The following is a 24,223-nucleotide window of genomic DNA, read 5'->3' as shown; positions in this document are numbered from 1 at the left end:
ATTCGGAGACTTCAAAATGCCGCTCTATGCGATCGATGGAAAGCAACCGAGCTTCGCGGAGGCGGGCAGCAACTGGATCGCGCCCGATGCGACGCTCATCGGCGATGTGCGGATCGGTCGCAATGCTGGTTTCTGGTTCGGTGTCGTCATTCGCGGCGACAACGAACCCATCGTCATCGGTGCTGACACCAATGTGCAGGAACACACGGTCATGCACACCGACCCAGACTTTCCGCTGACCATCGGCGAAGGCTGCACGATCGGTCACCGCGCGCTGCTGCATGGCTGCACGATCGGCGACAACAGCCTGATCGGCATGGGCGCCATCGTTCTGAACGGCGCCAGGATCGGCAAGAACTCATTGGTCGGCGCCGGTGCGCTGGTCACCGAAGGCAAGGAATTTCCCGACAATTCGCTGATCGTCGGCTCGCCGGCCAAGGCAATCAGGGTGCTGGACGATGCAGCGGTCGCCAGGTTGCGTAGCTCAGCCGCGCACTATGTCGCCAACGGCAAGCGTTTCAAGGCAGGGCTTAAAACAGTCTGAAATTCCGCCAGAAATGGCGGAGCCGGCCCGGGGACGGGGCCGGCTCCTTAAGCCCGGTCGTTGGGGACGGGGAGGGTGGGGACTCGACCGGGTTTCTCCTGAAGCGCATCGCCTTCATGCGAAGCGCCTGACCTCTGCTTCATCCACGCCGTTACCCCAAGACGCTTGCGCATCCCGGGCGGCATGTGTTGACGCCCTTAGCGGACGCTGGCGACCGCGTCGGAGCGGCCGTCGTTGATCGTCACCCAGACGCCGGAATTCTGGTCCGACTGGCGCTTGAGATACGTGTAGTCGGTGTCTGTCCAGGACAGGACCTTGGTTTCAAGGTTGTCGAGGATGAATTCCCCGAGGCTGGTGCGCACGGTCAGCACGGCGTGGCCGTCGCCATTCGGCTGGCGCGCAACCGTCATCAAGAGATTGCCCGCCGGAACCCCGGCATCCATCAACTCGCGGCGCTTTTCCAGCGCGTAGTCCTCGCAATCGCCATAGCCGTTGTCGGGATAGGCCCAATATTCCTCGACACCGTAGTTTTCCATGTCGGTGCGCGGCTTGATGCGTGTGTTGACCGAATTGTTGATGTTGACAATCGTCGCCCACAGTTTGCGGGTCAGTTCGACCGGCGCGCCTTTGGGCGTCTTTTCGCTGCATTCGCCAGGAATACGCTGGCAGAATTCATAATGGCCAACAGGCTGCGTTGTACGGCCGCCGGTATGCATATAGGCCGGTCCCGCGGCATATGCTGATCCCCAGGCGGAAAGCTGCATCGCCATTGCCACCAGCAACAGCTTGCCCCTCGTTTTCTTCATTGTTGTAGTCTCCCCGTTTGAGGAGACATTGACACGGGTGGATTTATTTGACGCAAAAGCTCGAAGTAGATATTAAGTAAAACGCCTGTAGAATAAGCATAAAATTTGAATCATTTGAGTATTAAATTGTTCAGGCACTCACTTGAAGTCGCTGTTGTTCCATGGGTTGGTGACCCGCGGAGAGGGCTGACGACTCGGGAGATCACGGCTTGGAAAGGGTGGTCAGTCGCCCGTCGCCCAAGATATCAAAAACAGGGCTAGCCATCAAAAAAAGCCGGCCACGAGTGACCGGCTCTTCGGTTGCATTAAAATGATCAGGCGCGCGGTGTATTGAACTCGGAGTCGAGCGTTTCGGGGCGCTGGATGACCGCGAATTCGACGGCAACACCGTCCTCGAAGTGACGCACGATCTGCCCGCGCATTGTACCGAGCATCACCTGGATGCCGATCGCCGGCTTGACGTCGATCTCGATCGCCGCTCCTGAAAGCGACAGATCGATGATGCGGCATTGATACTGGCGCCCGTCCGTAAGCTGCAGCACGCTGGTTGGATTGCGTGGGGCCACGCGTTCATGGCGGCGATCTTCCGGCAGATCAAGCTCGTGCTTGTTGGCAAGCCAGGTCAACTGCGCGGCGAGCTTGTCCTTCTTGCGATCGGACGCGATGACTGTCATCGCAAAGCCGTCCTGCAGGGTGCGGGTGATCACGCCTTCGATGCGGCCGATATGATCGATATAGGCGATGACCTTTTCGCCCGGCATGCCGATGCGCTCGGTGCGAAACGCAACGTTGCCCGGTGACATGTCGACAACCTGGCACGGATGCTCGGTGCGGTCTTCCAGCATGAAGCGTCCGTAAATCTTAACCCGGACGCGCTGAAAGTTACGCCTTTCAGCTCGGGACGGCGCGTAGTCGACCGCCGCTGACCTCATGACTGACTACACCCCGTTTGGCATCCCTGCGCGCTGATGCGAGGAACTTCACAGGAGAAATACAACAAAGCGAGTTAACAAAGGGAAAAAGCAGGCGGCTGATGGCGCGAGAATCCGGTTATTCTTCACGCCCGCCGTCAAATACCACGAGGTGACGGATTCGGCGTGCTTTGCCGAGCGCCGAGATCGTTTCGGGTCCCTCGAGATCCGAAGGAACAAGCGACGGAACGGCGATTGCCGGTCGGCTTTTCAGGAGCATTGGTTCCTTTTCCGGATCGATGATGCGGATGGTGTCGATCAAGGCATCGGTGATCGGATCCGCGCCCAGCCAGAAAGGCTTCTCGACGGCGCTGATGACACCGAGGCAACGCGGATTTTCGACACCGCCGTCAAGCGGCAGGGCCAGAAGTTCGAACCTGTTGGAACGCCCGTTGCGGCTGAACCCTTCATAGGTGATGAGCACCACCGACTTCTGTTCGAAGACGCCGTGGATCAGGCGGGAGACAAGCCGCTGGTCCTTCTCGCGCCAAAGCGAGGGAAACGAAAACCCCTTGAGCTCGCGGCCGTAAGACGCGCACAGCCGGGTGCCGGCCAGGCGAAACACCGCCTGTCCGCGCGTGTCCCGTTCCAGGATGAATGTGTCGGCCAGCAGCGACTTGATATCGGCAGGCTCTACCTCCGAACGCTTCGGGGCAGGGCGCCCATCACGCAGGCGGTTCCAATATTGGAACAGCGTGATTGATCCGTTCTGGTTCATGGTTAGGTTGCTCCGCGCAATCTGTCGTCTGATGTCCCATCGGTGAACAGAAGGGCGCCCTCCGATGGTCTACATGCGTTGCGGAGCAGGAAGCGTGCCAGCGTCGTTAACACTTGTTCACGGGTCGGGGCCGTTAAGGTTAACAAGTGGTTTACGTTGTGCCCGGGCCGGGCCTGTGGCACATAAAAACCACTCCAGAAGCGGTCGTTTTGCAACGATCGGCAGCACTTCGGTTAAGATTTTAGGGGAGCAGGGGGCTCGACCAGCCGTTCAAGGGAAACCTTGGACGGCTTCTTTTTTGATTCGCGCGCGGCGATTCGGCATTTGCCGTAGGTCCGGCCGTGATCTAGATGCTCAAATCCCGAATCGCCGCACAGGGTGCAACTGCAGATGAGTGAACCGGTAAGCCCCTCGGAAATCGAGCCGATCGAGGATGTGCCCGAGCAGCGTCGTGAACCGGTGTTCAACCTGCCGCTGGTGGTGTTGGCGGTGATCGTTGCCTGCGTCGTCGTTCATCTGCTGCGGGAATACGTGCTGACCCAAGCCCAGCAGCTGACCGTGCTATACGACGGAGCCTTCATTCCTGTTCTCTATACCGGCCAATACGGCTTCGACTGGTTTCTGTTTTCTCGACCCTTCACCTATGCCTTTCTGCATGGCGGCTTTGCCCATCTCGCCATCAACATGGTCTGGCTCGCCGCCTTTGGCTCGCCGCTGGCCAACCGCCTCGGCACATTCTGGTTCGCGGTGTTCTTTGCCGTCACCGGTCTGGCATCGGTGGTGCTTTTCTGGGCCGTGCATCCCTACGGCGAAGCGCCGCTCGTTGGCGCCTCGGGCGCGATTTCCGGCATGATGGGCGCTGCGGCGCGCTTTGGCTTCCGCACCGATCGTTCGTCGGGCAAGGCTGCTTTCAGCGGCCCAATGCTGCCGATCTCCATGGTCCTGCGCTCGCGTGGCGTGATGACATTCCTGGCTGTGTGGATGGTGATCAACCTCGTCACCGGCCTCGTTGGCTTCGCGCCAGGGGTTGCCGGCCAGATCGCCTGGGAAGCCCATATCGGCGGCTTTGTCGCCGGCTTCTTCGGCTTGCACTGGTTTGACCGGCGTTGGCAGCGGACAGACAGCCGCGAGCGCTGACCGCCGCACTTGAAATGCGGTCGATCACGGCGCACGATGTTCACTCTTATGTGAAAGCCGGTCAGGGCAGGAACCGGCAAGCAAAGCAGAGGAGGACGCCATGACGGTTAAGGCAATTCTCGAGAAAAAAGGCCATGACGTGTTGACGCTCGGGCCGAACGAAAAGCTTAGCGAAGCCATTCGCATCCTTGCCGAACACAAGATCGGTGCACTGGTGATCACCAATGGCGATCGCAAGATCGTCGGCATCCTTTCCGAGCGCGACATTGTGCGGGTTGTCGCCAAGGAAGGCGGAGCGGCACTCGACATCGCGGTGCGCTCGGCAATGACGCCGAAGGTGAAAATCTGCAATGAAAACCACACGGTCAACGAGGTCATGGAGATCATGACCCGGGGCCGCTTCCGCCATCTGCCGGTGGAAAAGGACGGCCTGCTCGACGGCATCGTCTCCATCGGTGACGTCGTCAAGCGCCGCATCGAGGATGTCGAGCGCGAGGCCGATGAGATCAGGGCCTATATCGCAACGGCCTGACGCGACGGGAGAGTTCCGCCGGCCGGATACCGGCCGGCGGAATTATCCTCATCTGTTGTCGAGTTCTGAACGGACGAGCTCGAGCCCGCGCCGGGTAATGCGGTAGGCACCGCCACCCGACGATGAAACCGCCTTCTTCCGCTTCAGCTTTCGGAGCAGTTCGAGATCGACGCCCGGATAATGCCAGCCGTCGCGGGTGAGGCATTTGACGGAGGCGATCCGCTTCTTTTCATTCTTTTCGATTTCGATGTACCCGCCCTGCGCGAGCAGGTGCAGAATGCGCTGTTCCACAGCGCCGCGCGTCCTCTTGGACGCGCTAAGGACGCTGTGGCACTTTTGATTTGGCGCATGATCCTTTCCGAAATCGATTCCGATTTTTGGGGTCATGCGCTGCGCGAAATATCCATGTGAGAATTCCCGGGAAAACAGAAAATGCCGCCGCCGCGAGGTCTCGCGGCACGGGGTTTCAAGTTTTCTGCCCTGCCTCATCGAGAGGTCAGGGCCTCACCGGGACTGTGCGTAAGTGGACATCCACTCTCCATTGGAATGGAGAGGGATGTAGCCGAAGCCGTTCGAAAACGCCAGTCTCTGGCTTTGCGCTTGTCTCATGCAGCGGTTTGCACTAGCGAAGTTGCACACCAAGATATGCGTTCACGCATAGTCCGCAGTTCCAATATGTAGGCCGTCATGTCCCTTATCGACACCCGCACACCCGACGCCAAACGCCTGATCTCCGGCGCCACCGGCGACTGGGAGATCATCATTGGTCTCGAGGTCCACGCGCAGATCACCTCGGTGGCGAAGCTGTTTTCCGGAGCCTCGACGGCTTTCGGCGCCGCGCCCAACGCCAATGTCAGCCTTGTCGACGCGGCGATGCCGGGCATGTTGCCGGTCATCAACGAAGAGTGCGTCAAGCAGGCGATCCGTACCGGCCTCGGGCTGAAGGCACAGATCAATCACAAGTCGGTTTTCGACCGGAAGAACTATTTCTATCCGGACCTGCCGCAGGGCTACCAGATATCGCAGTTCAAGCAGCCGATTGTCGGTGAAGGCACCGTCATCATCTCGGTTGGTCCTGATCGCCAGGGCGAGTTCGAGGACATCGAAGTCGGTATCGAGCGCCTGCATCTGGAGCAGGACGCCGGCAAGTCGATCCACGACCAGCACCCGACCATGTCCTATGTCGACCTCAACCGCTCCGGCGTGGCGCTGATGGAGATCGTGTCGAAACCCGACATGCGCTCCGGCGATGAGGCCAAGACCTACGTCACCAAGCTGCGCACCATCATGCGTTATCTCGGTACCTGTGACGGCAACATGGACGAAGGCTCGCTGCGCGCCGACGTCAACGTCTCGGTCCGGCGGCCCGGCGGCGAGTTCGGCACCCGTTGCGAGATCAAGAACATGAACTCGATCCGCTTCATCGGCCAGGCCATCGACTTCGAGGCGCGCCGCCAGATCGCCATCCTGGAGGACGGCGGCAAGATCGACCAGGAAACGCGGCTGTACGATGCCGTCAAGGGCGAGACGCGCTCGATGCGCTCGAAGGAAGAGGCGCACGACTATCGCTATTTCCCCGATCCCGATCTCTTGCCGCTCGAATTCGACCAAGCCTATGTCGAAGCGTTGGCGAAAGACCTGCCGGAACTGCCGGACGACAAGAAGGCGCGGCTGATCTCCTCGCTCGGCCTGTCGACCTATGACGCCGCGATCCTGGTGTCGGAAAAGGCGATCGCGGACTATTTCGAGAAGGTCGCCGCCGGACGCGACGGCAAGCTAGCCGCCAACTGGGTCATCAACGATTTCCTCGGTGCTTTGAACAAGGCCGGCAAGGATATTGAAAACGCTCCACTTTCACCCGATCAGCTTGGCGCGGTCATTGATCTGATCAAGGATGGCACCATTTCCGGCAAGATCGCCAAGGATCTGTTCGAGATCGTCTGGAACGAGGGTGGTGACCCGCGCGTACTGGTCGAAAGCCGCGGTATGAAGCAGGTCACCGACACCGGCGCCATCGAGAAGGCGGTTGACGAGGTGATCGCGGCCAATCCTGACAAGGTCGAGCAGGCGCGCGCCAAGCCGACAATGGCCGGTTGGTTCGTTGGCCAGGTGATGAAGGCGACCGGGGGCAAGGCCAACCCACAGGCCGTCAACGATCTCGTCAAGGCCAAGCTCGGGATCGAGTAGGGCGATGTTCGTCCGCACCGCCGGAGAACGTGATCTTGTCGCCATCCGGGCGCTGCTGGTCGAGACGTGGCACGCAACCTACGACGCCATATACGGCGTCGAGAAGGTCACGGAAATTACCAGTGAATGGCACTCGGTTGCGGCGCTGAAGGCGAGGCTGGCGCGGCCAAGTACCGAGTTTCTCGTCGCTGATGACGGCAAGCGCATTGGCGGCATAGCCTTTGCCGAAGCCGTCGATGGCGGCGAGGTGCTTGTGCTGAGGCAGCTCTATGTTCTGCCCGACATGCAGGGCCGGGGCATCGGCGGCATGCTGCTCGATGAGGTCATCGAAAGTTTTCCTGAAGCCCACACCATTCGGCTCGAAGTCGAGGAAAAGAACACGCGCGCTATCGCCTTCTACCAGGCGAACGGCTTCGTTCGGGCCGGCAGGGTTGACGATCACGGCGGGACCGGCATTCCTGCGCTGATCTACGAACGAGTGCTTGCGGCCTGAGTGCGGCCGCTTCGACGGCTCGGCACAAGATCACGTTCCTGAGAGCAGGCCTGCGGATAGCACCTTTCGTTTGACGCCCCCAAAGTCCGGCAGCAAAGCTGCTGGAGCCGTTGCTGCAAGAACCGGCATTTGGCCGATGGCATGCATGCGGCGTGGGGGATCATCATGCCTGACTTGCCGGAACTAATGCCGACGCAGGTGTCGGACGAAACCTTTGGCGGTGTCACCTATCACATAGCGGGCGAACTGGTGCCTGTCTTGTCCGTCGATGTGACACGGATGCCGGTCTATTTCGAACACCACATCCTGCTGTGGAAGCACTCGACCATCACCATTGCCCTGAAGTCGCTGAAGGGTGCGTTGAAGCGAATGATGGCCGGAATGCAGATCTTCGTCACCGAGGCCTCGGGGGCGGGTATCATTGCGTTCAGCCGCGACGGTCCAGGCCATATCGTGCCGATCCATCTCAGGCGCGGCGAAGAGGTTCAGGTGCGCGAACACCAGTTCCTCGCGGCAACCGGCAATGTCGATTACACGTTCGAGCGTGTGCGTGGCCTAGCGACGATGCTGTTCGGCCAAAGCGGCTTCTTCATCGATCGCTTTCGCGGCGATGCCGGCGACGGCATTGTCTGGCTGCACGGCTACGGCAATGTCTTCGAAAAGACGCTCGCCGCCGGAGAGACCATCGACATCGAGCCTGGTGGCTGGCTGTTCAAGGATGTGTCGGTCAAGATGGAGACGAAGATCGATCGTCTTTCCAGCGGCTTCTTCGGCGCCAATATGAATTTCATCGTCAATCGCTTCACCGGGCCGGGCCGGGTGGGCATCCAGTCGATGTATCTGCACATGCCAACAGAGGAATAGGCGCCTCTTCCGATCGATCGCTGGTCGGGGAGGCTAGGTGGAGGATATCTCCATATTGTCGATCAGCCTGGTTTTGCCGAGCCAGGCTGCGGCAAGCAGGCGTCCGTCACGATCCCTGCGCCACGGCGCGAGCGTCAGGCTTTCACGCGCCTCGACATAGTCGATCTTGTCGAAGCCAGCGGTGGCGAGAGCCCGGCTCGCGGCAGCGGTCGCGACAGCCTGATCAGCGCCGTCAGCAAGTGCCACGGCAGTTTCACGCAGGATCACATTGAACTGGCGTGCGATCTTGAGTTCGGTCTCGCTGAGATAGGCGTTGCGCGATGACATCGCGAGACCATGGCGGTCGCGTACGGTCGGCGCCCCGATGATGTCCACCGGCAAGTCAAGATCCCGGCAAAGCTGCCTGACGACACAAAGCTGCTGATAGTCCTTTTCGCCAAAGATCGCCCGGTCGGGCGTTGCCTGCAGCAAGAGCTTTGCCACGACCGTGGCGACACCATCGAAGAAAGTCGGACGAAAATCCGATTCCAGCCCGGATGAGGGGCCACCGACCGAAATCCTGGTGGCAAAGCCGGCCGGATACATGTCACCGACCGTCGGTGTGAAAGCGAGATTGGCTTTGGCCTCGGCCAGCAGATCGAGGTCGCGGGCGAGTTGGCGCGGATATTTGTCGAGGTCTTCGGCTGGTGCGAACTGCGCCGGATTGACGAAGATCGAGACAACACAGCGATCGGCCTTCTCAAGCGCGACCCTGACCAGGGAGATGTGGCCTTCGTGCAGCGCGCCCATGGTTGGCACCATGGCGATGCTGAGACCATCGCGCCGCCAGTCGCGGACTTGCGCACGAAGAGCGGCAACGCTTTCGACGACGATGGGCTGGCTCATGCCTTGTCCTTGCCAGATGTCGCCGTGAAGACGTGGCCAGGGCCGGGGAATGTCCGGTCTCGCACCTCCGCTGCATAGTCTTTGGCGGCGCCGGAGATCACGCTGCGCAGATCGGCATATTGCTTGACGAATTTGGGTACGCGGTCGACGGTCAGGCCGATCATGTCGTCGGTGACCAGAACCTGGCCGTCGCAGTCGCCGCTGGCGCCAATGCCGACGGTCGGAATGGAGATGTGCCGGGTGATGTCAGCGGCGACATTTTCGACCGTGCCCTCGATGACCACCGAAAACGCACCAGCCTGTTCGACAGCGGTTGCATCGCGAAACAGCGCCGCAACGTTCTCCTCGGTCCGGCCCTTGATCTTGTAGCCACCTTCGCTTTCCACGGATTGCGGCTGCAGGCCGATATGTCCCATGACTGGAATGCCTGCGGCGACGATCGCCGCTATCTGCGCGGCAACGTCGACGCCGCCCTCAAGCTTTACCGCCTGGCAGCCGGTTTCATCGACGATACGCCGCGCCGAGGCGACGGCTTGCGTCGCAGAGTCTTCATATGTGCCGGCGGGCATGTCGATGACGACACAGGCCCTGGCCGAGCCGCGCATCACCGCCTGGCCATGGGCGATCATCATTTCGAGCGAAGCGCCGAGTGTCGTCTTGTAGCCATGCAGGACCATGGCGACACTGTCTCCGACCAGCAGCAGGTCGACATGTTCGTCGAGCAGGCGGGCGATCGGATATGTATAGGCCGTGAGGCAAACGATCGGCACGCCGCCCTTGCGATCGCGAATGGCGTCGACACTGATCCGTGCGTCTGTGGCGGACAACTCTGGGGCCAATTCAACCTCCCTCAGTCAACGCCACCGCCTGGACAAGAGCAGAGGGGCGGGCAGACCTTTAGAAACACCGGACCGGCTTGGCAAGCATGCTTCCCGCAACTGTTATCCAGCCCGACAACAGGCTCGTTGGGATCACGGGCTTGTGCGGCGTCACCGCCGCCATTTGCATCGTCCTTGCGGCAAAACCCTTGCCTTCGCGAAGGCCTGACGCCATAAGCAGGAAACGGGCGCCGGCGGCGCGAGGGTTCAGAGATGAAGACTTTCCTTCTGCAGTTTTTCACCTGGTGGAACAGCCAGACGCTGGGAACGCGCCTCCATACCTGGCGGCACGGCAAAAGGGTGGGGCAGGACGACGTCGGCAACGTCTACTATGAGGGCGGTGTCGATTCAGAAGGCCGTACCCGCCGCTGGGTGATCTACAAGAATTACTCGGAAGCCTCGATGATTCCCCCAGGCTGGCATGGCTGGATGCATCACCGCGTCGATACCGCACCGCCGAGCGATGATTACCGCCCGCGCGACTGGCAAAAGCCGCATGAACCGAACCTGACGGGCAGCCCTGCGGCCTATCGTCCGAAGGGCTCCGTGCTGACCAATCAGCATCGTCCGCAGGTGACCGGCGATTATGACGCCTGGACGCCGGGCTCTTGATCGGCAGCCGGTCTTTTATCGCCACAATTGACGTTTAGCAGCTTGCTCATCTGACAGCGGCGACTAGCCTTGGTGTACGGAATCACCCGGGCGCAACCACCGGTATTTTTGCATGAGCGTTTTCGGCCGAATCTCGATGGGCGGACTGGCAGCCACGGCTGCTGTTCTTGCGTTCAGCACAACGGCGTTCGCCGCGGCCACGGCACCGACCGCGCCCACGACCTCCGAACGCATCACCAACCCTGTCGCGGAATTCGCCGGCATCGACAAGATCACCGGCCGGATCATCACCTTTGATGTCTATGTCGACGAGACTGTGCAGTTCGGTGCTTTGCAAGTGACGCCGCGCGTCTGCTATTCGCGGCCGCAGACGGAAGAGCCGAAGACCGATTCCTTTGTCGAGGTCGATGAGATCACGCTCGACAGAAAGATCCGCCGCATCTTCACCGGCTGGATGTTTGCCGAAAGCCCGGGCCTCAACGCTGTCGAGCACGCCGTTTATGACGTCTGGCTCAAGGCCTGCAAGCAGAAGTCGGATGTGCCTGCACCCACCTCGGCCAAAGCCGACACCGCCAAGCCGAAACCCGCGGCTGCTCCTGAGGCGACTGCTCCCGATACAACCGAGCCCGCCGAGCCGGATGCGACCAACACCAACTGATCCTTCGGAACCGCCATGGCCTCCATACGTTTGGCCAGGGAGCGCATCAATGCGCATGGAGGGTTTCCTATGTCAGCCATGAAGCCGATCACCGCCAGCAAGAAAGAGCTGCTTGAGCTCGAGCAAGGATTCTGGACCGGCGACTCCGCATTCTATGCAGCCAATGTCGACACCGACTGCCTCGTTGCCTTCCCGAAAATGGCGCAAGCGATGAGCAATGCCGATCTGGCGGAGACTGCCAGCAAGCCAAACCGCTGGCGCGACCTCAAGATCGACCTCAAGGGCATGGTTGAGCCGGGCAGCGACATTGTCATGCTGACCTATGAAGCGCATGCAACTCGGGAAAACGGCGAGCCCTATGCCGCATTGGTCAGCACAGGCTATGTCCATCGCGTCAACGGCTGGAAGATGATGTTTCACGCCCAAACCCCGCTGGAAGCAGCCGCCAAAGGCTGACGGGCAGGCAATCAGGGAAAAAAGACCGCTTCGCCCTTCAGCGCTTCGGCGAGCATCTTCTCATACTTGCCGCGCGGCACGTCGACAGCGCCGAAGCGCTTGAGGTGCTCGGTGGTGAACTGCGTATCGAGCAGAGCGAAGCCGCGTGCCTTCAAGCGCTCGACCAAGTGCACGAGGCAGGTTTTCGAAGCGTCCGTTTCCTTGGAGAACATGCTTTCGCCGAAGAACACCCGGCCCAGAGACACGCCATAGAGACCGCCGACCAGACGCTGCTCGTGCCAGGCTTCGACCGAATGGCAATGCCCCATGCGATGCAACTGCACATAGGCTTCGCGGATCGGGGCATTAATCCAGGTCGAATTGCGCTCCTCACGCCGTTCGGCGCAAGCGTCGATCGTCGCTTCGAAATCGAAATCGAAACGGATGTCGAACAGGTTCTTCCTGATCGTCTTCTTTAAGCTCTTCGGTGTGTGGAAACCGTCGAGAGGGATGATGCCGCGCGTCTCCGGCCGGACCCAGAACACTTCAGGGTCCGCGGCACTTTCCGCCATTGGAAAGACGCCCGAGGCATAGGCCTTGAGCAGAAGGTCGGTGGGGATGCGATAGCCGGGCGCGTACGGGCGGGTCATCGCGTCCCTGACCTAGTCCTCTTTGGCCAGATACTTTTCCAGCCAGTGGATGTCGTAGTCGCCATTGGCGATATCGGCATTGCCAACGAGGTCGCGGAACAGCGGCAGCGTCGTCTTGATGCCATCGACGACGAACTCGTCCAGCGCACGCCTGAGCCGCATCATGCATTCGACACGGTTGCGGCCATGCACGATCAATTTCCCGATCAGGCTGTCGTAGTAAGGCGGGATCTTGTAGCCGGAATAGACGCCGGAATCGACGCGGATGCCGAGGCCGCCAGGCGTGTGGAAATGCGTGATCGTGCCGGGCGAGGGCGTGAAATTGCGCGGATCCTCGGCATTGATGCGGCATTCGATGGCATGGCCGTTGAACTTGATGTCTTCCTGCTTGACCGAAAGTCCACCACCTGAGGCAACGCGGATCTGCTCGTGCACGAGATCGATGCCGGTGATCGCTTCCGTTACCGGATGCTCGACCTGCAGGCGCGTGTTCATTTCGATGAAGTAGAACTCGCCATTCTCGTAAAGGAACTCGATCGTGCCGGCGCCGGAATAGCCGAGATCGGCGATCGCATTGGCGCAGATGCCGCCGATGCGGGCCCGCTCTTCAGCATTGAGGGCCGGCGAGGGCGCCTCTTCCCAGACCTTCTGGTGGCGGCGCTGCAGCGAACAGTCGCGCTCGCCGAAATGCACGCCGCGGCCAAAGCCGTCACCGAACACCTGCACCTCGATATGGCGCGGCTTCTGCAGATATTTTTCGATGTAGACGGCATCGTCGCCGAAAGCAGCACCGGCTTCCGTACGCGCCGTCTGCAAGGCGATCTCGAGATCGGCCTCGGTCAGTGCGACCTTCATGCCGCGCCCGCCACCGCCGGCTGACGCCTTGATGATCACGGGGTAGCCGATATCGGCGGCAATGCGCCTGGCTTCCTTCTCATCGGTGACCGCGCCGTCCGACCCGGGCACAACAGGGATGCCGAGGCGTTTTGCTGTGCGCTTGGCCTCGATCTTGTCACCCATGATGCGGATGTGATCGCCGGACGGGCCGATGAAGGTGATGTTGTGGGCGGCCAGGATGTCGGCGAACTTGGCGTTCTCCGACAGGAACCCGTAGCCCGGATGCACGGCGTCGGCGCCGGTGATCTCACAGGCCGCGACGATCTGATGGATGTTGAGGTAGCTGTCACGCGACGGCGGCGGGCCGATGCACACACTCTCGTCCGCCAGCCGGACATGCATGGCATCGGCGTCAGCGGTCGAATGCACCACCACGGTCTGAATGCCGAGCTCCTTGCAGGCGCGCAGAACCCGAAGGGCGATTTCGCCGCGATTGGCGATGAGGATTTTCTGGAACATCCGGTCCGCTCTACTCGATCACGACGAGCGGCATGCCGTATTCGACCGGCTGCGAATCCTCGAACAGGATCGCCGTCACCGTTCCGGCGCGCGGCGAGGGAATCTGGTTCATCGTCTTCATCGCTTCGATGATCAGTAGCGTCTGGCCTTCCTTGACCTTCTGGCCGACCTCGATGAAAACCTTGGCATCGGGCGATGGCGCCAGATAGGCGGTTCCGACCATCGGCGAGGTGACCGCATTCTTGGAAAGATCCGCCACGGCCGGGGCCGCTAGGGCGGCAGTCGGTGCCGCGGCTTGTGCATAGATCGGCTGCGGTGCGGCGATCGCGTGAACGGCTGGCGCCTGCCGCGACACGCGTACCTTAAGGTCACCCAGCTCGACTTCGATTTCGGTCAGGTTGGTGTCGTTCAAGATGCCCGCGAGATCGCGGATCAGCTGCTGGTCAACACCGGTCTTCTTTATAGACATTTTCGAGCCTTCTGTTTGTTGGCCGGTCATAGGCGTGCCGCCAGCGCTTGCAGCGCCAGTGTGTAACCGAGCGGCCCAAAGCCACAGATCATGCCGACGGCGACCGGCGCGACCATGGAGACGTGGCGGAATGATTCCCGCGCATGGATGTTGGAAAGATGAACTTCGGCGACGGGCATCGGCGCGATGGCGCGGATGGCGTCGTGAATGGCGATGGATGTGTGGCTGTAGGCCCCAGGATTGATGACAATGCCGACGGCTTTGTCGCCGGCTTCCTGGATCCAGTCGACGAGGTCACCCTCATGGTTAGACTGGCGGAAATCAATCTCAAGGCCAAGGGCCTTGCCGGCTTGCTTGCAGTCGTCGGCGATGGCGGCCAGCGTCTTGCCGCCATAAATCCCCGGCTCGCGCTTGCCAAGCGCGTTGAGGTTGGGACCGTTCAGGACGAAAACCGTTTTCAAAAAAGCCGACCTTTCACGGCGCCGGCATCAAGCCCGCGCGCCGGACCCTCTATAATGGGCATAGACGCCCGCGAAAAGAGCGCAAGTGCGTTCTTTCACTGTCCACAACAGGCGGAAATGTACCCGTGAGCAAAATCAGAGCGCGGCTTTCGCCGCTTCGATCTTTTCAGCCAGCACTTCCTGTCCGAGCGCACCGAAAATTACCTCGTTGCCGACCACATAGGACGGCGTACCGGTGATCGCCAGCTTGTTGGCCAGATCGTAGGTCTTGGTGAAGGCTTCGGTGATCGACGGGTCCTTCATCTTCTCGTGCAACGTCTTCTCATCGGCGCCGAGCGACAGCGCGATCTTGATCGCCGATGCTTCAGTGGCGCGCCCCTGGCCGCCGAGCAGCGCGTTGTGGAACTCGCCGTATTTCTCCGGCATCATCAGGTGGAACGCCATGGAGACGACGCTCGCCTTCTGCGAATCCGGCCCGAGGATCGGAAATTCCTTCAGCACGAAGCGCAGATCGGAATCGGTCTTGGTCAGTGCCTTCATGTCGTCGATGGCGCGTTTGCAGAAGCCGCAATTGTAGTCGTAGAACTCGACGATGGTGACCTTGCCATTCGGGTTTCCGACAACGCCGTCAAAAGCCGAGTTGAAAATCTGATCCTTGGCGTTCTTGATCACGCCGAGGTGAGCGATGCGCTGCTCTTCCTTCTGCTTGGCCTCAAGCGCGTCCTGCACCTCGAGAAGAACCTCGGGATTCTTCAACAGATAGTCGCGGATGATGCCTTCGACCTCGGTGCGGTCAATCTTCGTGTCGGCCGCCGCCGTCTCGACAGGCTGCGCCGTACCGGCCTTTGCGATTTGAGGACTCCCGGCGACAAATCCGAAAGCCAGCATGGCCAAGGCGACAGCGACGCCCGTTGTGCTCAGCAGCAGTGCCTTTTTCATGGTGTCGATCCTTTTTACCTGTTTCCGGCCAGCTATGGTCTGGCTGTGTCGCCGCGCACGGCCGGAAGGTTCACTTTATCTTGGTTGATGGCGTGTAGTTTATGATGTCCTGAGCCCGAATCCAACGTGGCTCACCGCGTTTCATCTGTTGCTGCGCGCGCATGGCGAAAATCTTCGCATCCTTGTAGGCACCGGAATAGAAGTGACCTTCGGCGGTGGCAAGTTCGGCTCCTGGAATATCACCCAATTCGCCATAGGCCTGAGCGAGATAACGATAGCCCGCGGTATTTTCCTTGTCGCGCGCCAGTCCGTTGTTGATCTGCACCACGGCCTTTTTCAGGGATTCGGGCGTGCCGATGGCCATCAGCGCCTGACCGAGCGAAACCGGCAGCAATCCGGACCGCGCCGGATCGAGACTGACTGCCTTGGCATAGGCCTCCGCGGCATCCTTGGGCTTGTTCGCCTTCATCAGGATATCGCCGCGCAATTCCTGGAAATAGGCGTTTTTCGGCTGCGCCTTGATCAATGCATTGGTCTTGGCAAGCGCGGTGGCGATATCGCCGAAGAGGTAGGCTGTTTGCGCATCGCCATATTGCGCGGCGAGGCTGCCCGGCATCTTGCGTATGAGCCTCGAGGCCGCGGCTTGGCCTTCCATGTAGGCGGCGATCTTGACCCGCATCATGTCGTGCCGCTGCTGCAGCGCCGGCGGATCGAGCTTGTCGACATTGGGGCTCTGCTTCACCAGCACTTCAAGATTGGCGATGCGATCCTGCGGCATTGGATGGCTGATCCGATAGGGATCGACCTGCGCGCCTGACAGCGACAGCGCCGTCTGGAAGCGGTGAAACGTTTTCAGCATGCCCATACCGGATTGACCGGTGGCGTTGAGATAGGTGATCGCCGAGCGATCGGCGGTGATCTCCTCGGTGCGCTGATAGGCAAGGATGCTGCGCTGCGCCATCTCGCCGCCGCCGGCCGCAACACCCATGCCGGCGCCAGCGAGGCCTTTGCTGTTGGTGGTTGCACCAGCGACGATCGCACCGGCGCCAAGCAGGGTCGCGATGATGGCCATCGTCTTGGCGCGTTCGAGCTGGTCGCGCAGCTTCTGCTGATGGCCGCCGGCGATATGGCCGGCTTCGTGGGCGATGACGCCGATGATCTCATTGGGTGTTTCAGCCGCCATCAACGCGCCGGTGTTGATGAACAGCCGACGCCCGGTGACGAAGGCGTTGAAGCTCTGGTCGTTGACCAGCACGATGTCGATGCCGTCATTGGCAAGCCCGGCTGCCTTGAAGATCGGCCGCGCGTAGTCGCGCACCAGCGCCTCTATCTCGGCGTCGCGCACGACCGGAACGTTCTGCGCGAAGGCGTTGACGGAACCCGCGATCGCGGTGGCCATGGCAAGCGAAAGCGTCGCGAAGACGCGCGCAGCCCCGGCAATCGCTGATCTGGGTCGGCTCAACATGGCGTATCCACTGGTAGACGAGCGGGCGAAAGATGAAAAGTCGGCGCTGGAAACTTCCTCAACTTGTGATCCTCACATCAATCGGGCATTTGTGCGGCGCGGCTGCCGAAGCGTGGTGCGGGCGGCCGGAGCAAATGAGATGAAAATGGCCGTTTCGCTTTCACGCCGTGGCAATGTCGAACCGTTCCATGCCATGGACATTCTGGCTGAGGCAAACCGCCTGAAGGCACAGGGTGCGCCAGTCATTTCCATGGCTGTCGGCCAACCGTCCGATCCGGCACCGATCGGGGTGAGGGAAGCTGCCGTTAACGCGCTGAAGATCGGTCGCATCGGCTACACCGATACGTTGGGCCTGGCGGGTTTGCGCAAGGCGATCGCCGAGCACTATGCCGATCACTACGGGCTTGAAGTGGCGCCAGGCCGAATCGCCGTCACCACCGGATCTTCCGCCGCCTTCAACCTGGCCTTCCTGGCGATGTTCGATGCCGGCGACCGTGTTGCCATCGCTGCGCCCGGTTACCCTGCCTATCGCAATATCATGGCGGCGCTCGGCATCGAGGTTGTCGAGATCGAGCTCGGCGGCGAGGCCTATCTGCATGCGGGGCACCTGCAGGCCGCGCATAGCGAGAAACCGCTGAAGGGCGTGCTGTTCGCCAGCCCGGCCAACCCGACCGGCGCGGTCATCCCCGCTGATGAGTTGTCAACACTGGTGAGGACAGCGGAAGAACTTGGCATCGCTGTCATCTCCGACGAAATCTATCACCGGCTTGCCTATGCCGCGCCCGATACGACAGCGCTTGCCTATGGCAACGGGGTGACCGTGATCAACTCGTTTTCGAAATACTACTGCATGACCGGCTGGCGCATCGGCTGGATGGTGCTGCCGGAAGAACTGGTGCGCCCGGTCGAACGTGTCGCCCAGAGCCTCTACATTTCGCCACCCGAACTGTCGCAGATCGCCGCGATCGAGGCGTTCAAGGCGACTGAGGAGCTGGAGGCGGTGAAGGGCCGCTATGCCTGGAACCGCGAACTGCTGATGCAGCGCCTGCCGGAGCTTGGCTTTCCGCTGGCTGCCCCGATGGACGGCGCCTTCTACGCTTTCTGCGATGTCACCAGGCACACCAACGACAGCATGGCCTTTGCCCGCAAGATGTTAGCCGAGGCACACGTGGCGGCGACACCCGGCCGCGACTTCGACACCCTGGCTGGGCACCGTACGATGCGTTTCTCCTATGCCGGCAGCCATGACGACATGGTCGAGGCCATGTTGCGCATCGAACGCTGGCTGAAGTAGCGCCCATGCCGGAACTTGAACAGGCCCTGGCCGAAGTCGCCGCCGAAATGGCGGAGCGGACGGATCGTGGCGACGTCGCCACCTACATTCCGCAGCTCGGCAAGGTCGATCCGAAGAAGTTTGGCCTTGCCGCCGTCACCAATGACGGCCGTGTGCTGATGGCGGGCGATGCCGATCAGGCCTTTTCGATCCAGAGCATTTCGAAGGTGTTCACGCTGACTCTGGCGCTCGGCAATGTCGGCGACGCTTTGTGGAAGCGGGTCGGGCGCGAGCCGTCGGGCAATCCGTTCAATTCGATCGTCCAGCTCGAGCATGAGAACGGCATCCCGCGCAATCCGTTCATCAATGCCGGCGCCATTGTCATCTCCGACATCCTGCTTGCTGGCCACCAGCCACGCGAGGCGATCGGCGAAATCCTTCGTTTCATCCAGTTCCTCGCTGACGACGAGACGATCATCATCGACCGCGAGGTCGCGGCTTCCGAGCGCGCCACCGGCTATCGCAATTTCGCCCTTGCCAACTACATGAAGTCCTTCGGCAATCTCCATCATCCGCCGGAGCTCGCGCTGGGCGTCTATTTCCATCATTGCGCCATTGCCATGAGCTGCCGGCAACTGGCGATGGCCGGCAGGTTCCTCGCCAATGGCGGCAAGAACCCGGCGACGGGGCATTCGGTGGTGTCGGCCGAACGGGCCCGCCGCATCGGCGCCATGATGCTGACCTGCGGCCACTACGACGGCTCGGGCGACTTTGCGTTCCGCGTCGGCATTCCAGGCAAGAGCGGCGTCGGCGGCGGCATATTGGGCATCGTGCCGGGCGTCGCCTCGCTCGCGGTCTGGTCGCCAGGCCTCAACGCAAACGGCAATTCCAAATTGGGCTCGATTGCTCTGGAGAAGCTGGCGAAGATGATGAACTGGTCGATCTTCGCGCCATAGCCGGCTGCGATCTCTTGGAGCGGAAGATACGAAAAATCCCGCGCTGCCTTTCGAGCAACGCGGGATTTATTTTGTCAAATAGCCAATCTAAATGGCTGAAAGGCTTAGAAAAAGCCCTTCCGCTGCCACCAGCCGGCACGCTTCGGCTTGTCCTCTGCCTTGGCCGCCGGCTCATCGGCGACGGTCGAGGAGACCACCGGCGCTACCGGTGCATCGGCTGCCGCCACCTTGCGCCGCGAGGCGCGGGCCTTCGGCGCAGGTACAGTCGCGGCTACCGCTGCTTCCTCGGCGGCAGGCGCTTCGGCCGGTGTTTCAGCGACCGCCTCGACGACCGGCGTCTCGGCGACGACTTCCGCTGCGGCCTTCTTCGGCTTGGCAGCGCGACGTGGCTTCTTCGGCTTTTCGATCGGCGCGTCATCATTGGCTGGTGCCAGTGCGACAGGCTCTTCGACCGGTGATGCGACTACCGGCTCGCTGGCGATCGCCTCGGTTCCGGAAGCCTCAGCGTCGGACGCATCCGCCGCTTCTCCAGATCCTGCCTCGGTCTCACCTTCGCCGTCTTCACGGCGATTGCGTTTGCCGCCGCGCTTGCCGCGCCGGCGTTTCTTGCCCGCGCCTTCGTCCGAAGTGTCGATGGCTTCAGCGGTTTCAACAACGGCGAGCGGAGCGTCGTCGTCCGCTTCGGTATCATCATCGTTTGCAACGCCCTCCGAATCGGAGAACTCGCCAGACGCCGCCGAGACGGACGCCCCGTCCACGGGAGCGCCATGTTCGCGGTCGCGATCCTTGCCGCCACGCCGCCTGCGGCGCTTGCGGCGCTTGCGGTCACGGCCTTCGCCTTCCTCGCCATTGGCAGGCCGCGGCTGTTGTTGCTGCGGCTGCTGGCGTGGCTGCTCGGCTTGCACCGGTGCCTCGTCATCCTCCTCGACAACGACAATCTCGTCCTCGGGCTCTTCCTGTTCGACATAGGCCGGCAGGCTACGCGCTTCGACAAAGCCTTCCGGCTTCTCGGCAAGCGCACCGCGGAAGATCGCGTAGTGCTGCGAGCCGACCGAATCGTCGGCTTCGATGGTGATGGTCAGCCCGAAGCGGCTCTCGAGTTCCACCAGCGTGCCGCGCTTGTGGTTGAGCACGTAGAGCGCGGTCGCCGCAGGCGTGCGCACAGTGATGTGGCTGCGCGAATCCTTGAGCAGGAATTCCTCGATCGCCCTGACAACCATCAGCGCTACCGACGAATCGGAGCGCACATGGCCGGTGCCGCCGCAATGCGGGCACGGCTTCATGGTCGATTCCAGCACGCTGGCGCGGATGCGCTGGCGGGACATTTCCATCAGGCCGAAATGCGAGATGCGGCCGACCTGGATGCGAGCCCGGTCGTTCTTGAGGTGATCCTTCAGCCGCTTCTCGACGGAGCGGTTGTTGCGGTTCTCCTCCATGTCGATGAAGTCGATGACGATCAGCCCGGCGAGATCGCGCAGCCTGAGCTGCCGCGCGACTTCCTCGGCCGCTTCCAGATTGGTGTGGAGCGCGGTGTCCTCGATCGAGTGCTCCTTGGTGGAGCGGCCCGAGTTGACGTCGATGGCAACCAGCGCTTCGGTCTGGTTGATGATGATGTAGCCGCCGCTCTTCAGCGTCACCTGCGGCTGCAGCATGCGGTCCAGTTGCGCCTCAATGCCGTTGCGCACGAAGATCGGCGTCGTGTCGCGGAACGGCTGAACCACCTTGGCGTGGCTCGGCATCAGCATGCGCATGAAGTCCTTGGCTTCGCGATAGCCCTCCTCGCCCGAGACGAGAATCTCGTCGATATCCTTGTTGTAGAGGTCGCGCACCGAGCGCTTGATCAGGCTGCCTTCCTCATAGACCAGGGCAGGGGCCGTCGACTGCAATGTCAGATTGCGGACGTTTTCCCAGAGCCGCATCAGATATTCGTAGTCGCGCTTGATCTCGGCCTTGGTGCGGCTTTCGCCAGCGGTGCGCAGGATGACGCCCATGCCTTGCGGCACTTCCAGATCGGCCACAACTTCCTTGAGGCGCTTGCGGTCGACCGCGCTGGTGATCTTGCGGGAAATGCCGCCGCCACGCGCCGTGTTGGGCATCAGCACCGAATAGCGGCCGGCGAGCGACAGATACGTGGTGAGAGCCGCGCCCTTGTTGCCGCGTTCTTCCTTGACGACCTGCACCAGCAGAATCTGCCGGCGCTTGATGACTTCCTGGATCTTGTACTGGCGGCGCACCGGCTTGCGGCGGTTGCGCACTTCTTCCAGCGCATCCTCGGCGCCGACCGATTCGATCTCGTGATCATCCGGATGCGAGGACTGCACCTCTTCCAGCATGCCGCGATCATTGTCGTTCGATGTGGCTTCGCCGTTGTGTTCCGTGTGCGGGACGGCCTCGGAAATCACATCCGCTTCGACGGTCGCCGCGATTGAAGTAGGCCCGCCCTCGGGCGCTTCGGTTTCGCCGTGATCGACGGCTTCGTCGCCCTGGGCGGAGGTATCCGAGGCGTTGTCAGCGTGTTCGGAAGCGTGACCATCGTCGGCAACCGCATCGGCGCCATCATCGTTGTGTTCGCCAGTCTCATTCGAATCGGCGGCATCCGCATCGCGCTTGTGCTCACCGCGCTCCCGGCTCTTGCCGCCGCGTCGGCGGCCGCGCCGTCCACGATCCCGGTTCTGGCGGTCGTCGCCGTCACCGTCTTCGTTCTCCTCGTCTTCGGCTTCCTGCGCTTCCGCGCGCAGCAACGCCTGCCGGTCGGCGACGGGGATCTGGTAGTAGTCGGGGTGTATTTCACTGAAGGCGAGGAAACCGTGACGGTTGCCGCCATATTCGACGAAAGCTGCCTGAAGGGAAGGTTCGACGCGTGTTACGCGGGCGAGGTAGATGTTTCCTTTGAGCTGCTTCTTGTCCTGGGATTCAAAGTCGAATTCTTCAATACGGTTACCGCGAACGACGACAACACGTGTTTCCTCCGGGTGGGAGGCGTCTATCAGCATTTTGTTGGGCATTATTTCGTTTCCCCCCGGCAGCCGTCAGCCGCAGCTTGCGAGGCAAAGCCCGCTGCTGCGTGTCTGGACCATGGGTGCCGGATAATTGAACGTCCGCCGGCCGCCGCTTGAGCGCCATGTCGGTGCCGCCCGCAGCCGAAGTGGCGCGGTTTGATGCGGACCTTTCCATGATTGCGCTTGAAGCCATCGTCACCAGCAGAACCTTTTGAACCAAAGCCCGGGCGAACCGGACCAGCTTGTTTGCTCATACAGAGCCGGCGCGGGAACAAACCCGGCCGTTTTCCTCACGCAGGCGATTCCCCCGCCACGGGCGCACACCTGCGAAATTCGTCGCGATCACCTGAACCCTTTTCGCATGAAGCGAAAGGAGCCGCCTTTCGTCTAACCCTGTAGCAGGAAGCTGCGGAGGAGGGCGGTTCCAGGATTGCAGTGATCCACCATCGCTTTTATGATTTGGCGGGGTGGAAGGCAACCCCGATTTCCGATGCCGGCAAAAAGCAGTTCCGTAGCGTAAGAACAGGCTAAACCTTGCATGAAAAGGCTTGGTTAACCTTATCTGGATACCAATCGTTAATCGAGTTCGCGGCCTAACCGGCACTTCGACGAAACGAACTGGCGCCTGGCGCCAAACCGGAGCGACTGGAAAGAGATGGGACTGGCAGACTTCACGCACAAGACTTGTCGTGCTGGAAGCCATGTCTTGCGCGCCGCCTGGCTCTTGCTGTTGATCGCGATTTCCCCCGTCCTGGCATCTGTTTGCCATGCCGAAGATGCATCGCGCATCGCAACCGGCTACAAGATGGCGGGCGATGCCACCAAGATGCGCATCGTCATGAGTTTCGACCGCGAGCCGGATCTCAAATGGTTCCTGCTGCGTGGTCCCAATCGTCTGGTCGTCGATCTCCAGAATACGAAATTTGCTATTGATGCCAAGGATTTGAAGGCGCGCGGGCTGGTCAAGGGCGTGCGCCTTGGCGATCTCGGCGATGGCGTGTCGCGGCTGATTCTCACCGGCAAGGGGCCGTTCGCGGTCGACAAGCTCGACATCCTCAAGGACGATACTGGCGCCGGCTATCGCATTGCGATCGATATTTCGGCGGCTTCCGAGCGCGAGTTCGATGAAGCGCTTGCCAATCAGGCGCTGACGACCGGTTCGACCGTATCGACCGAAAAGGGCGGCCGCGTTGGCACCGGACCTGTCTCCAATCCAGGTCATCGCTTCACCATCGTCATCGATCCCGGCCATGGTGGAGTCGATGGCGGCGCCGAGGGCCTGAACGGCACGATCGAGAAGAATGTCACGCTGGCTTTCGCGACCGAGCTCCGCGACAAGCTCGCCGCGGTCGGTAACTATGATGTGTTCATGACCCGCGATACCGACGAGTTCCTGCGGCTCGACGACCGCGTCCGCATTGCCCGCCAGCATGAAGCCGATCTCCTGATCTCCATTCATGCCGACACGATCAGCGTCAAGGGCATCCGCGGCGCGACCGTCTACACGGTCTCCGACAAGGCCTCCGATCCCGAAGCGCAGGCGCTGGCCGATCGCGAAAACCTCTCCGACCAGTTCGCCGGCATGGTGATCAAGAATGACAGCAAGGAAGTCACCGACATCCTGATCGACCTGATCCGTCGCGAGACGCACAGTTTCTCGATGAGTTTCGCCCACACGCTGGTCGGCCAGTTGTCCACAAGCGTCGGTCTCATCAACAACCCGCAACGTTCCGCGGGCTTCAAGGTGCTGAAGGCGCCTGACGTGCCCTCTGTTCTGGTGGAACTGGGCTATCTCTCCAACGCCAAGGACGAGGCACAATTGCTCGACGCCGATTGGCGTGGCAAAGCCGCGCAAAGCATCACCAACGCAGTCGCCCTGTTCGCGTCCGCCCGCACCGGAACGGCGACGGGAGGCTGACATGTCGCGCGCCGCCT

At 61.2% G+C, this 24,223-nt stretch carries 25 protein-coding genes; 12 read left to right on the top strand and 13 right to left on the bottom strand.

The genetic code is table 11. The features are described 5' to 3' along the window. Positions 1–16: 16 nt before the first annotated feature. Positions 17–544: a gamma carbonic anhydrase family protein gene (locus GA829_RS23420; protein WP_195174978.1), complete on the top strand. Its 528-nt coding sequence runs from the start codon at positions 17–19 to the stop codon at positions 542–544. Between the two features lie 197 nt (positions 545–741). Here the strand turns inward: GA829_RS23420 and GA829_RS23415 are convergent, their stop codons facing one another. The 3 genes from GA829_RS23415 to GA829_RS23405 all read right to left on the bottom strand — a co-directional run bounded on the left by GA829_RS23415 (position 742) and on the right by GA829_RS23405 (position 3,039). Further along, complete coding sequence (locus GA829_RS23415) at positions 742–1,350, bottom strand: transglutaminase-like cysteine peptidase (protein WP_195174977.1); 609 nt, start codon at positions 1,348–1,350, stop codon at positions 742–744. 314 nt (positions 1,351–1,664) lie between these two features. Beyond that, on the bottom strand, positions 1,665–2,282 hold the full coding sequence (locus tag GA829_RS23410; RefSeq protein ID WP_195174976.1) for a PilZ domain-containing protein: 618 nt from the start codon (positions 2,280–2,282) through the stop codon (positions 1,665–1,667). A 118-nt stretch (positions 2,283–2,400) separates the two neighbouring features. Continuing rightward, positions 2,401–3,039 (bottom strand): PAS domain-containing protein, encoded by a 639-nt coding sequence (locus GA829_RS23405; protein ID WP_195174975.1) that lies wholly within the window; start codon positions 3,037–3,039, stop codon positions 2,401–2,403. Between the two features lie 390 nt (positions 3,040–3,429). On the opposite strand from GA829_RS23405, the gene GA829_RS23400 reads away from it, so the two are divergent. Both GA829_RS23400 and GA829_RS23395 read left to right on the top strand, forming a co-directional pair. Beyond that, positions 3,430–4,176 (top strand): rhomboid family intramembrane serine protease, encoded by a 747-nt coding sequence (locus GA829_RS23400; RefSeq protein WP_195174974.1) that lies wholly within the window; start codon positions 3,430–3,432, stop codon positions 4,174–4,176. 100 nt (positions 4,177–4,276) lie between these two features. Continuing rightward, positions 4,277–4,708: a CBS domain-containing protein gene (locus tag GA829_RS23395; protein ID WP_195174973.1), complete on the top strand. Its 432-nt coding sequence runs from the start codon at positions 4,277–4,279 to the stop codon at positions 4,706–4,708. 48 nt (positions 4,709–4,756) lie between these two features. On the opposite strand, the gene GA829_RS23390 is transcribed toward GA829_RS23395, so the two are convergent. Continuing rightward, positions 4,757–4,999 carry a YjhX family toxin gene (locus GA829_RS23390; RefSeq protein WP_195179782.1) on the bottom strand — a complete coding sequence of 81 codons (243 nt, stop codon included), beginning with the start codon at positions 4,997–4,999 and terminating at the stop codon, positions 4,757–4,759. Positions 5,000–5,395: 396 nt separating this feature from the next. On the opposite strand from GA829_RS23390, the gene gatB reads away from it, so the two are divergent. The 3 genes from gatB to GA829_RS23375 all read left to right on the top strand — a co-directional run bounded on the left by gatB (position 5,396) and on the right by GA829_RS23375 (position 8,252). Further along, on the top strand, positions 5,396–6,895 hold the full coding sequence (gene gatB / locus GA829_RS23385) for an Asp-tRNA(Asn)/Glu-tRNA(Gln) amidotransferase subunit GatB (RefSeq protein ID WP_195174972.1): 1,500 nt from the start codon (positions 5,396–5,398) through the stop codon (positions 6,893–6,895). 4 nt (positions 6,896–6,899) lie between these two features. Further along, a complete protein-coding gene (locus GA829_RS23380; protein WP_195174971.1) occupies positions 6,900–7,388 on the top strand; it encodes a GNAT family N-acetyltransferase in 489 nt (162 codons plus the stop codon). 165 nt (positions 7,389–7,553) lie between these two features. Beyond that, a complete protein-coding gene (locus GA829_RS23375) occupies positions 7,554–8,252 on the top strand; it encodes an AIM24 family protein (RefSeq protein WP_195174970.1) in 699 nt (232 codons plus the stop codon). 33 nt (positions 8,253–8,285) lie between these two features. Here GA829_RS23375 and panC read toward each other — a convergent pair whose 3' ends face one another. Together panC and panB are read right to left on the bottom strand one after the other, a co-directional pair. Continuing rightward, positions 8,286–9,137 carry a pantoate--beta-alanine ligase gene (panC, locus tag GA829_RS23370; protein ID WP_195174969.1) on the bottom strand — a complete coding sequence of 284 codons (852 nt, stop codon included), beginning with the start codon at positions 9,135–9,137 and terminating at the stop codon, positions 8,286–8,288. Beyond that, complete coding sequence (panB, locus tag GA829_RS23365) at positions 9,134–9,976, bottom strand: 3-methyl-2-oxobutanoate hydroxymethyltransferase (RefSeq protein ID WP_195174968.1); 843 nt, start codon at positions 9,974–9,976, stop codon at positions 9,134–9,136. The genes panC and panB overlap by 4 nt, the downstream gene beginning before the upstream one ends. A gap of 252 nt (positions 9,977–10,228) precedes the next feature. On the opposite strand from panB, the gene GA829_RS23360 reads away from it, so the two are divergent. The 3 genes from GA829_RS23360 (at position 10,229) to GA829_RS23350 (ending at position 11,741) form a co-directional block, all read left to right on the top strand. Continuing rightward, entirely contained in the window at positions 10,229–10,627 is a 399-nt protein-coding gene (locus GA829_RS23360) for an NADH:ubiquinone oxidoreductase subunit NDUFA12 (protein ID WP_195174967.1), read from the top strand. A 112-nt stretch (positions 10,628–10,739) separates the two neighbouring features. Then, on the top strand, positions 10,740–11,285 hold the full coding sequence (locus GA829_RS23355) for a DUF2155 domain-containing protein (protein ID WP_195174966.1): 546 nt from the start codon (positions 10,740–10,742) through the stop codon (positions 11,283–11,285). Positions 11,286–11,354: 69 nt separating this feature from the next. Then, complete coding sequence (locus tag GA829_RS23350; protein WP_195174965.1) at positions 11,355–11,741, top strand: hypothetical protein; 387 nt, start codon at positions 11,355–11,357, stop codon at positions 11,739–11,741. 11 nt (positions 11,742–11,752) lie between these two features. Here GA829_RS23350 and aat read toward each other — a convergent pair whose 3' ends face one another. The 6 genes from aat to GA829_RS23320 form a co-directional block, all read right to left on the bottom strand. Next, positions 11,753–12,370 (bottom strand): leucyl/phenylalanyl-tRNA--protein transferase, encoded by a 618-nt coding sequence (aat, locus tag GA829_RS23345; protein WP_195174964.1) that lies wholly within the window; start codon positions 12,368–12,370, stop codon positions 11,753–11,755. A 12-nt stretch (positions 12,371–12,382) separates the two neighbouring features. After that, positions 12,383–13,726, bottom strand: a complete 1,344-nt coding sequence (gene accC / locus GA829_RS23340) for an acetyl-CoA carboxylase biotin carboxylase subunit (RefSeq protein ID WP_195174963.1) — start codon at positions 13,724–13,726, stop codon at positions 12,383–12,385. 10 nt (positions 13,727–13,736) lie between these two features. Then, on the bottom strand, positions 13,737–14,195 hold the full coding sequence (gene accB / locus GA829_RS23335) for an acetyl-CoA carboxylase biotin carboxyl carrier protein (protein WP_195174962.1): 459 nt from the start codon (positions 14,193–14,195) through the stop codon (positions 13,737–13,739). Between the two features lie 26 nt (positions 14,196–14,221). Further along, complete coding sequence (gene aroQ / locus GA829_RS23330; protein ID WP_195174961.1) at positions 14,222–14,656, bottom strand: type II 3-dehydroquinate dehydratase; 435 nt, start codon at positions 14,654–14,656, stop codon at positions 14,222–14,224. Positions 14,657–14,791: 135 nt separating this feature from the next. Continuing rightward, positions 14,792–15,595 (bottom strand): DsbA family protein, encoded by an 804-nt coding sequence (locus GA829_RS23325; RefSeq protein WP_195174960.1) that lies wholly within the window; start codon positions 15,593–15,595, stop codon positions 14,792–14,794. 70 nt (positions 15,596–15,665) lie between these two features. Continuing rightward, on the bottom strand, positions 15,666–17,060 hold the full coding sequence (locus GA829_RS23320) for a M48 family metalloprotease (RefSeq protein WP_195174959.1): 1,395 nt from the start codon (positions 17,058–17,060) through the stop codon (positions 15,666–15,668). A 145-nt stretch (positions 17,061–17,205) separates the two neighbouring features. Between GA829_RS23320 and GA829_RS23315 the strand changes: the two genes are divergently transcribed. Together GA829_RS23315 and GA829_RS23310 are read left to right on the top strand one after the other, a co-directional pair. Further along, positions 17,206–18,354, top strand: a complete 1,149-nt coding sequence (locus tag GA829_RS23315; protein ID WP_195174958.1) for a pyridoxal phosphate-dependent aminotransferase — start codon at positions 17,206–17,208, stop codon at positions 18,352–18,354. A 5-nt stretch (positions 18,355–18,359) separates the two neighbouring features. Next, positions 18,360–19,289, top strand: coding sequence for a glutaminase (locus GA829_RS23310; protein ID WP_195174957.1), 930 nt, complete (start codon positions 18,360–18,362; stop codon positions 19,287–19,289). A 104-nt stretch (positions 19,290–19,393) separates the two neighbouring features. Here GA829_RS23310 and GA829_RS23305 read toward each other — a convergent pair whose 3' ends face one another. Further along, a complete protein-coding gene (locus GA829_RS23305) occupies positions 19,394–22,294 on the bottom strand; it encodes an Rne/Rng family ribonuclease (protein WP_195174956.1) in 2,901 nt (966 codons plus the stop codon). Positions 22,295–22,943: 649 nt separating this feature from the next. Here GA829_RS23305 and GA829_RS23300 point away from each other — a divergent pair. Next, complete coding sequence (locus tag GA829_RS23300) at positions 22,944–24,206, top strand: N-acetylmuramoyl-L-alanine amidase (protein WP_195174955.1); 1,263 nt, start codon at positions 22,944–22,946, stop codon at positions 24,204–24,206. Positions 24,207–24,223: the final 17 nt, after the last annotated feature.

Source organism: Mesorhizobium sp. INR15 (genome assembly GCF_015500075.1).
Taxonomy (GTDB): Bacteria; Pseudomonadota; Alphaproteobacteria; order Rhizobiales; family Rhizobiaceae; genus Mesorhizobium.
Note: the sequence above shows the minus strand (reverse complement) of the source record. Positions and strands in the feature narration are given on the sequence as shown.